Origin of the sequence: Bacillus sp. Xin1 (assembly GCF_013314535.1) — a bacterium.
In the GTDB taxonomy this organism is placed as follows: Bacteria; Bacillota; Bacilli; order Bacillales; family Bacillaceae_G; genus Bacillus_A.
On sequence record NZ_JABUAE010000008.1, the window covers coordinates 28,597 to 41,653 of the forward strand.

The 13,057-nt window shown below is 33.5% G+C and carries 12 protein-coding genes, 1 pseudogene and 1 other annotated feature (1 of these 14 cut by a window edge); of the genes and pseudogenes, 7 read left to right on the top strand and 6 right to left on the bottom strand.

The features are described 5' to 3' along the window. Positions 1 to 6: 6 nt before the first annotated feature. The 4 genes from HRG09_RS10230 to HRG09_RS10240 all read right to left on the bottom strand — a co-directional run bounded on the left by HRG09_RS10230 (position 7) and on the right by HRG09_RS10240 (position 5,848). On the bottom strand, positions 7 to 1,608 hold the full coding sequence (locus HRG09_RS10230; protein WP_086707761.1) for a site-specific integrase: 1,602 nt from the start codon (positions 1,606 to 1,608) through the stop codon (positions 7 to 9). A gap of 27 nt (positions 1,609 to 1,635) precedes the next feature. Continuing rightward, complete coding sequence (locus tag HRG09_RS10235; RefSeq protein ID WP_254610056.1) at positions 1,636 to 3,831, bottom strand: DNA-binding protein; 2,196 nt, start codon at positions 3,829 to 3,831, stop codon at positions 1,636 to 1,638. Between the two features lie 170 nt (positions 3,832 to 4,001). Beyond that, positions 4,002 to 4,589 carry a helix-turn-helix domain-containing protein gene (locus HRG09_RS28845; protein WP_254610057.1) on the bottom strand — a complete coding sequence of 196 codons (588 nt, stop codon included), beginning with the start codon at positions 4,587 to 4,589 and terminating at the stop codon, positions 4,002 to 4,004. 32 nt (positions 4,590 to 4,621) lie between these two features. After that, positions 4,622 to 5,848 (bottom strand): hypothetical protein, encoded by a 1,227-nt coding sequence (locus HRG09_RS10240; protein WP_086707766.1) that lies wholly within the window; start codon positions 5,846 to 5,848, stop codon positions 4,622 to 4,624. 197 nt (positions 5,849 to 6,045) lie between these two features. Here HRG09_RS10240 and ssb point away from each other — a divergent pair. After that, positions 6,046 to 6,234, top strand: a pseudogene (gene ssb / locus HRG09_RS10245) (single-stranded DNA-binding protein); the annotation flags it as partial. A 279-nt stretch (positions 6,235 to 6,513) separates the two neighbouring features. On the opposite strand, the gene HRG09_RS10250 reads toward ssb, so the two are convergent. Further along, positions 6,514 to 7,716, bottom strand: coding sequence for an MFS transporter (locus HRG09_RS10250; RefSeq protein ID WP_174100679.1), 1,203 nt, complete (start codon positions 7,714 to 7,716; stop codon positions 6,514 to 6,516). A 25-nt stretch (positions 7,717 to 7,741) separates the two neighbouring features. After that, positions 7,742 to 8,323 (bottom strand): TetR/AcrR family transcriptional regulator, encoded by a 582-nt coding sequence (locus HRG09_RS10255; RefSeq protein WP_174100680.1) that lies wholly within the window; start codon positions 8,321 to 8,323, stop codon positions 7,742 to 7,744. A gap of 412 nt (positions 8,324 to 8,735) precedes the next feature. Between HRG09_RS10255 and HRG09_RS10260 the strand changes: the two genes are divergently transcribed. From HRG09_RS10260 to HRG09_RS10285, 6 genes are all read left to right on the top strand, one after another. Further along, on the top strand, positions 8,736 to 9,086 hold the full coding sequence (locus HRG09_RS10260) for a lmo0954 family membrane protein (protein ID WP_174100681.1): 351 nt from the start codon (positions 8,736 to 8,738) through the stop codon (positions 9,084 to 9,086). 44 nt (positions 9,087 to 9,130) lie between these two features. Then, the gene (locus tag HRG09_RS10265) at positions 9,131 to 9,781 is read left to right on the top strand and encodes a PspA/IM30 family protein (protein WP_174100682.1); all 651 of its coding nucleotides are present in this window, start codon (positions 9,131 to 9,133) and stop codon (positions 9,779 to 9,781) included. Between the two features lie 303 nt (positions 9,782 to 10,084). Continuing rightward, the gene (locus tag HRG09_RS10270) at positions 10,085 to 11,212 is read left to right on the top strand and encodes a conserved virulence factor C family protein (RefSeq protein ID WP_174100683.1); all 1,128 of its coding nucleotides are present in this window, start codon (positions 10,085 to 10,087) and stop codon (positions 11,210 to 11,212) included. Between the two features lie 4 nt (positions 11,213 to 11,216). After that, positions 11,217 to 11,600 (top strand): thiol-disulfide oxidoreductase DCC family protein, encoded by a 384-nt coding sequence (locus HRG09_RS10275; RefSeq protein WP_174100684.1) that lies wholly within the window; start codon positions 11,217 to 11,219, stop codon positions 11,598 to 11,600. An 83-nt stretch (positions 11,601 to 11,683) separates the two neighbouring features. Continuing rightward, the gene (locus HRG09_RS10280; protein ID WP_174100685.1) at positions 11,684 to 12,118 is read left to right on the top strand and encodes a BrxA/BrxB family bacilliredoxin; all 435 of its coding nucleotides are present in this window, start codon (positions 11,684 to 11,686) and stop codon (positions 12,116 to 12,118) included. Positions 12,119 to 12,166: 48 nt separating this feature from the next. Next, entirely contained in the window at positions 12,167 to 12,943 is a 777-nt protein-coding gene (locus HRG09_RS10285; RefSeq protein ID WP_174100686.1) for a class I SAM-dependent methyltransferase, read from the top strand. 33 nt (positions 12,944 to 12,976) lie between these two features. Further along, positions 12,977 to 13,057 (top strand) — a binding site (T-box leader); it runs 133 nt beyond the window's last position.

A 13,057-nucleotide genomic window follows, 5' to 3' on the forward strand; every position in this document is an offset into this window, starting at 1 on the left:
GTTCTTTCACTCCTCTATAAACTTTGCATCAACAATAGCTTTGTGATCCATATACTTTAATAGTTGTCTAGAATGTTTAGTTAAAAGAGACTCATGATAGTTTACTCGTTCATGTGACTTCGATAAACTAAATTCTTTAATATATTCAAGATGATCATTGATTCTATTTTCTAAATCCCTTGAGTATGATTCTAACCACTTAATCGCTTCGTCATATTCATCGATAGATGGACTGAAAAAGTAATGATTAACACATATTCTACAATCCTCAACGCAATTATTAGGAAATTTTTTATCAGTGCAGTAGCCATAATCAACTTTCTGGTACTGGTCTGAGTTTTTAACTGAATATAATATTCTGTTATCAAAAATTTTTCTTTTAGTTCCCAAAAAGCCACCAGACATTTTGTTTTGAGCTTGTTTTTCAACTATGGTTTGAGTAAGTCTATATACATATGATTGAGCAAATAATTTGGCGTGAGAATAATAGTTTGACGCATGTTGTATAGTTGTTTGCCCAGCTAATCTGGCGATGGATAAAACATTAAATCCTTGTAAGAACATATTAATGATTGCAAAATGCCTTGTATCACCTGGAGAAATCTTATCTAAAGAGTACTGTGAATACATTTGTTCAACTATTTCTGTATAAAAGTTATTCAGTAAATTTTGAAATTGATGTTTTATAATTCTATTTGAGGGTCTCTTAATACTTCTAGAAAAAAACTGACAATAAAATTCTTGTGGGAATAGATTATCCGAATGAATGTTATACGTGTCCAAAACATATTGAAAATCTTTAATCGCCTTATATATATCATCAGTAACAAGAATATTTTGAAAATATTCTTGTTGTTCGGGGCTATCGAACTTTTGTTTTGATCTAGGAATAACAATCCATGTTTTACCATCATTTGTTTCAGGTAGACAATTATATTTCATTCTTAAAAATTCATTGGGTCTCATGGGAATAATATTTGTAATAGTCCACCATAAAATTACAGGGTAATATTTATGGTATTTAGGTAGAACCACCTTATATTTAAAATCATTAATTATTTCATCAAAAAGCAGGACATGATAAAAATTGGGTAGATCTCTATTTTTCCATTTAGGTGAAGGGAATGAGTCGCATATTTCTATGTATTTTTCATGTCCTGGCAGCTGTGAAAATTTTAAAAACTCTTTAAGTACAAGTGCAAATGTTGAAGCCCAAGGTTTGCTGAAACTAGAAAGTAATTTTTCGAATTGATCTGTGGAGGTTATTCCCTCGGTTGCTAAAATTATTTTCCTAAGTATATTGAATTCAGTTTCTATAGTTGATGGCGAGATACCTGAAGCACGTCGTAATAAAAGATAGCATTTAATAATGGTACGTAATTTTTTATATGAAAATAATTTATGAAATGGCAGCTTAAAAGGTGTATTTTGGATATTACATGGAATAAGCCATTCATCATCATCAAAAGATTTTGCCACTATATATCCATTGCTAAGTAAATCGTTAAATATATTTTCGAATTTGGATGCATTAATATCATTGTAAGTTATAGATTCAGTAACGGCTATTGGCGTGTTCCCCATATTTATTATCTTTTTTAATTGCATAATATATATCCCTTTACATAGTATTTTTTATAACAGTAAGTGTTGTTTAACTTTCTCTAATATTATTGTTTTTTCTTTTAAAGGAAGAAAAGAATTGACGACATCAATACCAAAAGCTTTAATTGCTTCGTCAATTAACAAAATAATATTGAGAAGAAAAAACGAATCCCTTTTTCTAATAGCATCATATTTGGTGTTCTCTAATGAACTTGTTAATCTTTTAAGTTCACTAATGGCTTCAATTAACACCATTTTTTCAGGAATAAAATACTCACAAGAATAACATGTTTTTAGATTTTTTCTTTTACAATTAGGGTATACAAGGCATTGGCCCGTTTTTTCTTTTGAGGGCATTTGATTTGTAAATAATTTTATTGCGAGTGTTTTCAGTTCTTCTATTGGAAGATGCTTGATTTCATCTATAACACGGTTCTTTTTAGTATGAATATTCTGTAAAAAAATCGCCCATTTTTCTAGTTCGATAGGTGAAATAGAATTACGTAACTCTTTAATAGTATCGGTTCGTTCTTCAATTGTTTGTCCATTTTGTATATCTTCTTTTAATCTAAGTAAAATATAGTTGTATAACCATCCAAACATACCACGATTTAACAAGTTTACTGACACTCTATTTATGCTGCCATCTTTATTTTTGGCTTGAATGTAAATAGCAGTTGTATCTGAATTTTTGTGTGATCTAGTGTTTTTTGTAATTTCTAGGGCTAAATCAGCATCTTCACCATCTTCTTCTAATATTGAATAAAAAAGATAAGTCATGGTACTTCTATTCATGACTAAACAGTCAAAATCTTTTAATTGAGGAGCGGGATTAAAAAAGTTTAAATGCTGATCCTTTCCAGATACTCGGGCTGATACAATTTTTTTGCCAAAAAAGAAAGTACCAAGTATACGAGAGTTTTCAGGAAGGGCAGTGTGATTTTGTATATTTCTTTTATGAAGTTCAGAAATGACAAGTGAATGCGCTAAGCTTTCTATTAAGTTTGGAGATACATAGAAGTTATAAAGTACAGAAACTTTGTTTGCTACGGCGTTTCGAAGTTTAATGTAAAGTTGATTAATAATACTTTGTGATTCTTCCATGGTTAATTTATTGGTTTTGAACCAAGATAACTTGTCTGCTCTTATAGAATCCAGTTCTATAGAAGGGAATTCATGAACGGTATCTATTCCTCTCCAATTATTGGTGAGAAGAATTGTTGTGTATGCCCACATATTGGCATAGTATCTACATGTAGTAGCGTGAGTAATATGCATTTCAATGTTTTGAACATGAGTATAATACTGGTGATAAATTTCAAATGAGTATATTTTTTTTTCTGAATAAGCACTTTCTTTTTTTGCGTAGTAGTACAAATATTTTTTTTCTCTATTTATTCCATTTTGATTATCACAATATGTTAAGAATTGAACGAAAATTTTTTTAAGTTCATTAGATAAGGATCTATTAGAAAGAAAAAGCTCAATTTTAGCATCCGAAACGGTCCATATTTCCCCATGAAAATTAGAAAGCATTTTATCATATAAGTTAATAAAGTTTAATGTATAGCCTCTTAAGGCGAATGGTCTTGCATTGCTGGAATTAATCTTGATTTCCACCCATTTTTTATAAAGAGATGATGTTTTTATAAAATCACTGGAAGGGGGATGGTTATTATAATGTTTTAATAAGTCTTCTAAAGCTGCATGTGTATCGTAAACAGTATCTAATACATATTGTAGATTTTCTAAATACTTATTTGCATTTTGGATAGGGATAAAGAGCCTATTATTTATTTTTATAGCACCTGTCAATAGGCCTTTTTTTATATCTAAACGTAGTTTATCGAATGTAAATCCTGAAATAGAGCGTAGGGTATTCAAATCGTAATGATCAATTAAATGTAGCATTCTTGTTTTATGATTGTAGTAGTATTCTTTTTGGAAATTAGCTATATCAGTTTTTGAAACTAGCCAATGGTATCCACCAGATGCAGGCACTTTTTTTGAATTAGGGAAGTAGTCTTTTAACAGCCCTCTTAGCCAAATTGGTGGTGCTTGTAGTTTTTCTGATGCTTGTTTAACAGTTAAGAAATTTGTCATATGTGTGTTTTTTTCTTGTTCTGATGTTTCTATATCGATATATGCGTAATATCCTTTTTCAGCAAAATAATTTAATAACTTGGTGAATTCGTTTTTATGAAAATAGTATTTATTTAGATGCATTACATAATTTTGTATACGCTTTGTATGTATTAGGTGTCGGATCGAGCTATCAGTCACATAAATTCTATTTTTTTCAAGTTGACTTATTAGTTCTTGGATGGAAAGGAATTCTTTAGGGTTATATTTATCTAAATATCCAATCTTCTTTTTTATTAGTGATAAATGAGACTTTAGAAAAAATATATTACCTTTAACATGAGGGAGTTTAAAGGCTTTGATTTTATCCTTATGTATGTATCCGTGGATTTGATTTTATCCTTATGTATGTATCCGTGGATTTGATTTTTGGATATTCCTAGTTCAAGGCTAAGTTCATTAATTGTATAGTAATCCTCAATTTTTTGAGACGGAATATTTACATTAGAATGTTCAAAATAGTAAAGCTTTAGTGTTTTTATTTCTTCTTTATGAATATAAAGTTTGTTTTTGAATTTCATATATTTTTTGATTAATCCAGTGGAAACCTTTTCGTGAATCCATGATGTTCCTCGTATACACAAACCGTCTTTTGTTAGAACTTCAAATACTTCATCTGTTGTTAGGTAGGAGTTTCTATCGTCAACAGGATTTAGGTTAGCTTTTTCTTTTGTTTCTTCTATCTCGTCTATATGGATATATATACGTCCTTTAATGTTTTTTATATTTGAAATAAGCCCTCTTTTAATATATCTATAAGCTGTAGCTTCGTGAATTCCTAATGACTTACTAAATTCCAGTACAGATATGTATTGGAGTTCACTATTATTTTCAGTAGACATTTGTTCACCTCTTTTTTGAAGGGAATATGATATTAATTAAATTTATTTCTATCAATAAGGCGGGGGAGATAATTCTCATGCATATTATCGAATTTATTTTCGATTTTTTTTCTCATTCTATCTGTCTTAACCATATATGTTAAAGATGATAATAAATTGTCATCACCACGATGAAAAGCTATTTCTAGAGGATTATCTGTATTTTCGGCAATAAGGTTAGTGAAAGTCCCTCGTCCTATATGAGTAGACCAATCTGCAAGGAGTAAATGATTCGCTAGGATTTTTTCTTCTGAGTTACCGTATGTTTTTAAGAAATTTATAAAATTATGTTTTAGTTTATTAAAATATTGACTGTAGCTTTTTCCTGACATAGCTTTTCCGTCCCTATTTATAAAAAGAGCACCTGAGTCAGTATGATCTTTATATAGATTAATATGATCTGCAAAAAGAACTTTTCCCCAGTCAAATATTTGTAGAACGGCCTGATCTCTAGGCTTTTTTACGCTACTGGATCCAGAATGATCTTTAATATCCTTTCTGAAATTTTGATTTTTTAGAGTGACTAGAAAATCTCCAGTATTTAATTTTCTTTTTAAGTTTGAACGTTTCAAATTGACGACCTCACCTCTTCTCAAGCCACCGAATATTTGTAGATAAACTCCTAATGCTATTGGCTTTGTTTTTAGGGTAGCGATTTCTAATAATAATGGAATGTATTTTGCTGGTAACATATGTTCTTTCTTTGAGACCGTTTTGGTGGGATAGATGACTTCAAAAGGGGATTGAAAATAATATTTTCCTTGATAAGTCTCTTTTTTTATAAAAAGGGTTTCATTTACTTTTGGTAAGCATCCTTTCTTTTGAAGCCATATATAAAATAATGTTAATGTTCTTTCAACATCTTTAACCGTACCTACTGTTCTTTCTTTACGAGATAGATTATTAAGAAAATCATTTCCATGTGCTAGTTTTAGTTCTTTTAGATTATTAATCCCTAACTGTTTCTTGTTAGTTAATAAGTAGTTTAGAAAAGAAACCATATTATTACAATGTTTTCTTTGGGTATTGTAAGCATTATATTTCCAATTGCTTAGTATAAAGTCGCTTAATGGATGTACAATGTGTATGTCATTTGAATTTTCTTTAAGTCCAATAATTGAGAATTTCTTATTTGTTATATCACCTTGACTTGAAGTATTCCATTCTAGCCAAACAGGAATAGAGAAAAACTTATAATTTTCTAATTGTAGAGTAATCATTTTTTACCGTCCCCCCAATCACATAATTTTGTACATTATCTTTACGGATTTGGTCGAAAGATATGTGTATAAATCTATAATATATTGTCGCTTTTTTGTGTACAACAATAATTTCTTAAAATTTAGAATTCACTTGTTTTTAGAGTGTTGGATAAGGATAAATATGTACATGAAGTTTAAGTACATATTTATGGAGATATGTTGTCTGGAGAAAATCGGCTGAGAATGTCTCAGAGTATTGCAAAAAGGGTTCGCTCGTTGGGATTACAGGTCGTATTCATACGAGTAATTACGATAATGAACAGGGGAAAAGAGTGTATAAAACAGAAGTTGTGATTGAAAGAATTACATTTTTGGAGCGGAAGAGAGAGGAAGCTCCACGGTAGAGAACGGTGATATAAGAAAAAAGAAAGCGGTGTAATTACCAGATAACTATTATTTTTCATTAATTCCTTTTCATAAGTAACTGCGCAAAGAGAAATATATCGTTTTTGGGATAATTTAAAACCTTAGATTAATGTAATCTCTAGTAGAATAAAATCAAAACCCCTTGTGCAATATGGACAAGGGGTTTTGTTCAAAGAAAGTATAACTTTTAGAGTAATAATCTAGCTCCAAAAGGAAAGCTATTTTGATTGTTCCGAAAGAGTCCTCGAAATTCTTAATTACTCGGCTAAGCTAGCTGCCAATTGTTTTTCTTTCCACAAGAATGTAATGCCAAGACCAACGGCCATAATAACAGCAGCGAAAAGATAAGGATAGTGGATGTTTACATCAAATAGTATACCGCCTATTGCTGGTCCGACGATGTTACCTAAGCTTGTATAGGTTGAGTTCATTCCAGCAACAAACCCTTGCTCTTTCCCGGCAGATTTTGATAAAAATGTTGTCAATGCGGGACGAAGTAAGTCAAAAGCAAGAAAAATGAAGCAAGTTACCACCAGTACCCCCAAAAAGCTAGAGACTACGGTGGAAACTACTGCTAGTATTGCACCTATAATTAAGCATAATTGAATTAATTTCTTTTCACCAAGTATATCGACCATTTTTCCAAACATAAATATTTGTACAACAACGCCAAAGATTGAGCTTATTGTAATAATAGCTGCAATGTCCTTTGGCATAAAGCCGAATTTATAGTTAGAAAATAGGCTGAAAATAGTTTCATATGCTGATAAGCCGAAAGCGAGTACAAATACAATAATAAATGCGATAAAGTAAAGCGGATTAAGTGATTTTTTTAAATCACTTATAAAATTTGTTTGTTTTGTATTGGCGGAAATTTCGGCAAGCTCTTCTTTTGTTAGTGGTTCCTTTAGAATGAAAATTGACGAAACGCATGCTAAAAACGCAATAGCTGCTGCAAAGAAGAAGGGTGTGCGTACACCGTATTCTGCAATGAATCCACCGATTCCGGGTCCTATAATAAAGCCAGTACTGATGGCAGCAGATAGATAGCCCATCGCTTTTGGCCGTTCCTGTACGGATGTAATATCTGCAACATATGCAGTAACACCGGGCATAATAAAGGCTGCACTAATTCCTCCTAGAGCCCTTGATATATAAAGCATCGATACATTCGTCCCTAAACCAAAGATAAGTTCTGAAGAACCAAAAAGGAATAAGCCCATTATGATCATTTTCTTTCTGCCATAGCGGTCAACCCAGCGTCCTGTGAGTGGTGACATAAGCAGTTGTGCCACCGCAAATACGGCAACAAGGTAGCCCATCGTTTTTCCTGATAATTGCATGAGATTCATAAAAGACGGCATAACAGGGATGATGAGACCAATCCCCAAAAATGCAATGAATATATTGCTTAAAAGAATAATTAATACCATCTTTTGTTCTTTTATTGTTTTCTTCATGTACCAACACCTCTTCCTGTAAGAATCATTGATGTGAGATCCCCCTCCAAAACACTGCCCAAGAGGCCTCTAATTTATCTTTCAGCCGTTTTTCATCATTACCGTATACAAGTTCAAGGATAATGGAATCGATTACTCCTAAGAAGGCAAGGGTTGGCGTTTTTGCTATATCTCCGACTATCATCTTAGCGTCGATCCAATCTTGAAATTTATTCTCCAATAGCACATACACCTTCTCTGCTATGTCAATTACTTCTTTTTCGATTGCTTTTGCAAGATGTGCCGGCGGAAAGAATGACATACGTAGCCAAAACTTTAACTGTTCATTTTTTTGAAAAAGATCGATTTCCAATTGTAGCAGCCTGTATAAATCTTTTTCCGGATTTTGTGAATCAATTTTACTTAAGTATTGAAGTTTTGAAGCTAGTTCAGTTTCTTTTGCATCACGTAACACCTGAAGAAAAAGATCATCTTTTCCTTTAAAATGTGAGTAAATGGACTGCTTTTTCATGCCAACTTCTTCAGCTATTAAAGAAAGGGGCGTCCCTTCATAACCATGAATCGTGAAATATTTTAGAGCGGCGTCCTTAATTTCATTACTTTTCAATAAAATCACCTCGAATTTTACGAACGTTCGTCAGTTATGATAGCAAATTAAATAAATGTAAGCAAGCGAAAAATACATTTTGATATCTAAACAAATAACTTTAAAGATTGACATTCAACCTAATTAGGAAAAGCTTTAAAGGAAGGAGAAGGGATGTCAGGATACGAATGGCATCTGGCTGATTTTACTATATGGTGTTGAAGGATACAGTTTCTTACATATAAAAAGAGTACATTCTAAGAAGAAACAACATTAAAATTTTAACTCTTAACTTCGTTTTATATACATCTTAAAGTGGGTCTAACCCGGAATAGGTCTTAAGTCTGATTTGAAAACGGTTCTTAAGCTCGTTATGGGAAATCAAAAAAATAGTTAAGATAAGAGTATCAAATCGAAGGGAGGCAAGCACAAGATGAAACAATTTCTAGCGTTTATCGCAGCCGGTATTTTGGCTTTAATTGCTCTTGGTAGTCTTGCTGGTATTGTAGGGTTCGCAATTGGAGCAGGGATTGTGTACTGGAGCTATAAATCATTTGTGCGAGCACAATCATTTTTTGGAAAGTTAGCTTGGGGTATTGCTGGTTTAATCGGCTTGTCAATTGCCCTATCTCATTCCCCAGCACTAATCGGTATCGCAGCATTAGTCGTTCTATACTACGGATATCGTGAGTGGAAAAAAGAAAAAAATGTAGTGGATTCTTCTGAGGGTTCTACACGATATAGCAACTTTGAAGATGAGTGGAACAAGTTAATGAAAAACTAATATAAAACAATTTAAATTATAAAGTAGAAGAGAGGAAGATTAGGATGAAACAATCTTTATTCGGACGCGTACGTGATGCAATTTTAGCAGATTTTCATAATGTTTTAGATGAGAAAGAAAGAAAAAATCCAATCGCTATGTTAAATCAATATTTACGTGATAGCGAGCGTGAAGTAACAAAAATTGAAAAATTAATTCAGCGCCATAAAACATTAAAATCTAACTTTGCTCGTGAACTTGAGCAGGCTCGTTATTTCGTAAATAAGAGATCAAAGCAAGCTGTAATTGCGCAAGAAGCAGGAGAAATGCAATTGCATGAACATGCATTAGAAGAAGTCGCATATTATGAAGGGCAAGTCGCTCGTTTAGAAGAAATGTATGCAGGTGTAGTGGAGCAAATTGATGAGTTAGAGCACCGTCTTTCTGAAATGAAGAATAAACTAAAAGAAATGAATGCAAAGCGCATGGAATTAATGGCTCGCGAAAATATGGCACATGCAAACCGTCGTATGAATACAGCTCTTCATAAAATGGATGAGAATAATCCGTTCTTACGTTTTGAAGAAATTGAAGATCACATTCGTGATTTAGAGCTTCGCATGAATGAAGATCATGAGCGTGATACATTTGATATGAAAATTGCAAAACTTGAGCGCGAAATGAAAGAAAAGGATGAAGTATCTTTAACAAAATAATTGTAGTACATTATAAATGAATTTATAGTGATAGAAAAAAGGTATTGTGGAAAGCAATACCTTTTTTATTTACGGCTAATAATTCTCTCATATTGTCTATTATCAATCTACTTTTTTGAGCGGCAGAGAGACGGAATATGATACGAAAAAGGATGTGTAAATAGGAGCAGTTGTTACATGATATTTACTAATTCTACTAAGACTATAATTGTGATTAAAAAAAGCAAGCGTCTCAGTAGGAGTATCTCTCTAGAACATGTTACAATACAGCTAAGAACAAGCAATAAAGGAGAGTTTATTTACGTGAAGATTAAAGCAATTGAACCAACGCCAAGTCCAAATACGATGAAAGTTATCTTAAATGAAGTGTTACCATCAGGAGCACGTAATAATTATACAAATGAAAATATGGAACAAGCACCAGAGCAAGTGCAGCACATTTTAAAAATTGAAGGTATTAAAGGTGTATACCATGTTGCAGACTTTTTAGCAGTTGAGAGAAATGCGAAGTATGACTGGAAAGTACTTTTGCAACAAGTTCGCGCTGTGTTTGGAGAAGAAGTAACTGAAGAAGATGAGAGGGAGCAACTTTCACATTTTGGTGAAGTGAAAGTATTCATTCAAATGTTCTTTACAATTCCGATGCAGGTGAAACTAACAGATGGAACAACGGAAGAACGAGTTGGGTTACCAGACCGTTTTAAAGAGGCGATTATGAAAGTACAAATGTCTGCGCCTAACGTTGTGAAAGAGCGTAAATGGGTAGAACAAAGTACACGTTACGGTAATTTTGAGGAAATTGGAAAAGAAGTTGTCGAAGAAATTGTAGCTGCTTATCCAGAGGAACGCGTTAACAAAACTGTAAAAGAATTATTAGATCAAGCAGGTGCGAAAGAAGTAACGATTACAAAGCGTGAACCATATAAAGTAACAAAGGAAATGATGGCAGATCCTGATTGGAAGAATCGTTATGCAGCGCTTGAGCAAATGGATCCTACAGAAGAAGATATTCCTGTATTGAAGAAAGCATTAGAAGATGAAAAAGTATCAATCCGTCGCCTGGCAACAGCGTACTTAGGTATGGTAAAAGGTGATGAAGTATTGCCATTACTATATAAAGCTTTACTAGATCGATCTGTAAGTGTCCGCCGTACTGCGGGAGACTGCTTATCAGATGTAGGGGATCCAGCAGCGATGTTTGTGATGATTAAATCACTGAAAGATCCAAGTAAATTAGTACGTTGGCGTGCAGCGATGTTCTTATTTGAACTTGGTGATGAAAGTGCGATTCCAGCACTGCGCGCTGCGCAAGATGATCCAGAGTTCGAAGTAGCAATGCAAGCTCGTTTAGCATTAGAACGTATTGAAGGCGGAGAAGAAGCGAAAGGGTCAGTTTGGAAACAAATGACGGAGTCTCGCAAAGGAGAGTAATCCTATGATTGTTTTCTATGATAGCTGGTGTCCGATGTGCACGGCAGTGGCAGAGCGTACGAAGAAGCTTGATAAAAAAGGTACGGTGAAGTTTGTTTCTTTTCGTGATAAAGATGTCGTGGAGGAGTATCAACTTTCCGAAGAGATACAAGAAAAGATGGAACAAAGACTTTACATTTTAAAAAATACTAAATGGTATGACGGAATTGATAGCGTATACGTATTAGCCAAAGCTGTACCGTCATACTGGCTTGCGATACCTTTTATTAAGTTGTCTATTTTATTTGGATTTGGAAATAAAGTATATGATTATATTGCTAATCGTAGAAAACTTGTACCTGTTGGACACTGCCATGAAGGGGTTTGTGAAATTCCTTCAAAAAAATGAAAACATTGCTATCTTTCTTTTGCACCTATTATAAGAGCGTGATATGATGAATTTGGAATGAAAGTTGAAGGAGAGATTACAAGATGTCAAATGCATACGAAGAATATATGCGTCAAATGGTAATTCCAATGCGCCAAGAGCTAGTGCGTGCTGGATTTGAAGAATTAACTACAGAAGAAGCTGTAACAGAATATATGGAAAATGCGACAGGTACAACGTTGGTTGTTGTAAACTCTGTTTGCGGCTGTGCAGCTGGTTTAGCTCGTCCATCAGCTGGTCAAGCGGTTGTACGTTCTGAGAAACAACCTAATCACCTTGTAACTGTATTTGCAGGCCAAGATAAAGATGCAACTGCAAAAATGCGTGAGTACTTCGGAGAAATTCCACCGTCTTCACCATCTATGGCATTATTAAAAGGAAACGAAGTTGTTCACTTCATTCATCGTCATGAAATCGAAGGTGCAACAATGGAAGAGATTATTAATAACTTAGAACAAGCTTTTGATAAGCATTGCTAAAAAAGGGGGAGTGATTCTCCCTTTTTTCTTTATATATGAGGTGAAATGATGATTGTAACAACAGCAGGACGAACGAATGAAGAAATGACAACTTATGCAAAAAAGGTAGCGAAAGAATTACAATCTTCTTTTGTCGTACGGAATGATATATCTGTAGTGAAACTACATGAGCAGTTTGGCCAAGATATACTTGTCGTAGGAAAGAATCGGTTAGCAATTTATCCAAAAGGTACGGAAGAATCTTTCTTTTTCCATCCTAATTCTGCAATGTTTCGTGTGAAAAGATTAATGCGGGGAGAACATGATCCATTAGTAGAAGCTGCAAAATTAGAAAAAGGAATGACAGTGTTAGATTGTACGCTTGGTATGGCATCAGATAGTATTGTAGCAAGCTACGTTGTTGGAGAAGAAGGATCAGTAACAGGTCTTGAAGGAAATCGCTATATGGCTTATATAATGAATAAAGGCTTAAAGCAGTGGTGTGCGGGGATATTAGCAATCGAGGAAGCAATGCGTAGAATTAGAGTGAAGCAAACCGAACATTTTGATTTTCTAAAGAACTGCGAAGACGATAGTTACGACGTTGTGTATCTGGATCCGATGTTTGAAGAAACAGTAATTGAATCTGATGGAATTCGAGGTTTAAAACACTTTGCTTTATATAATGATATTACAGATGAAACGATTGCAGAAGCAAAGCGTGTTGCTAGGAAACGTGTTGTTTTAAAAGATCATTTTCGTAGTACACGATTTGAACGACATAACTTTTTTGTCCATAAGCGAAAAAGTGCAAAGTTTCATTTTGGTGTAATTGAACCTTGCTAATTATTTGAAAAGATGTATAATAATCAATCATATAGGATGTCGTAGATGAAGAGAGTAGTCTGGTTCAGAAGTAAAGCGAGCTAGGGGTGGTGAGAGCCTAGTATGGAGAAACGG

Coding starts and splice junctions, on each gene's coding strand:
- HRG09_RS10230 (WP_086707761.1), bottom strand. CDS start 1,608: ATGCAATTAAAAAAGATAATAAATATGGGGAACACGCCAATAGCCGTT.
- HRG09_RS10235 (WP_254610056.1), bottom strand. CDS start 3,831: ATGCATCTAAATAAATACTATTTTCATAAAAACGAATTCACCAAGTTA.
- HRG09_RS28845 (WP_254610057.1), bottom strand. CDS start 4,589: ATGTCTACTGAAAATAATAGTGAACTCCAATACATATCTGTACTGGAA.
- HRG09_RS10240 (WP_086707766.1), bottom strand. CDS start 5,848: ATGATTACTCTACAATTAGAAAATTATAAGTTTTTCTCTATTCCTGTT.
- HRG09_RS10250 (WP_174100679.1), bottom strand. CDS start 7,716: ATGAAGAAAACAATAAAAGAACAAAAGATGGTATTAATTATTCTTTTA.
- HRG09_RS10260 (WP_174100681.1), top strand. CDS start 8,736: ATGAAACAATTTCTAGCGTTTATCGCAGCCGGTATTTTGGCTTTAATT.
- HRG09_RS10265 (WP_174100682.1), top strand. CDS start 9,131: ATGAAACAATCTTTATTCGGACGCGTACGTGATGCAATTTTAGCAGAT.
- HRG09_RS10275 (WP_174100684.1), top strand. CDS start 11,217: ATGATTGTTTTCTATGATAGCTGGTGTCCGATGTGCACGGCAGTGGCA.
- HRG09_RS10280 (WP_174100685.1), top strand. CDS start 11,684: ATGTCAAATGCATACGAAGAATATATGCGTCAAATGGTAATTCCAATG.
- HRG09_RS10285 (WP_174100686.1), top strand. CDS start 12,167: ATGATTGTAACAACAGCAGGACGAACGAATGAAGAAATGACAACTTAT.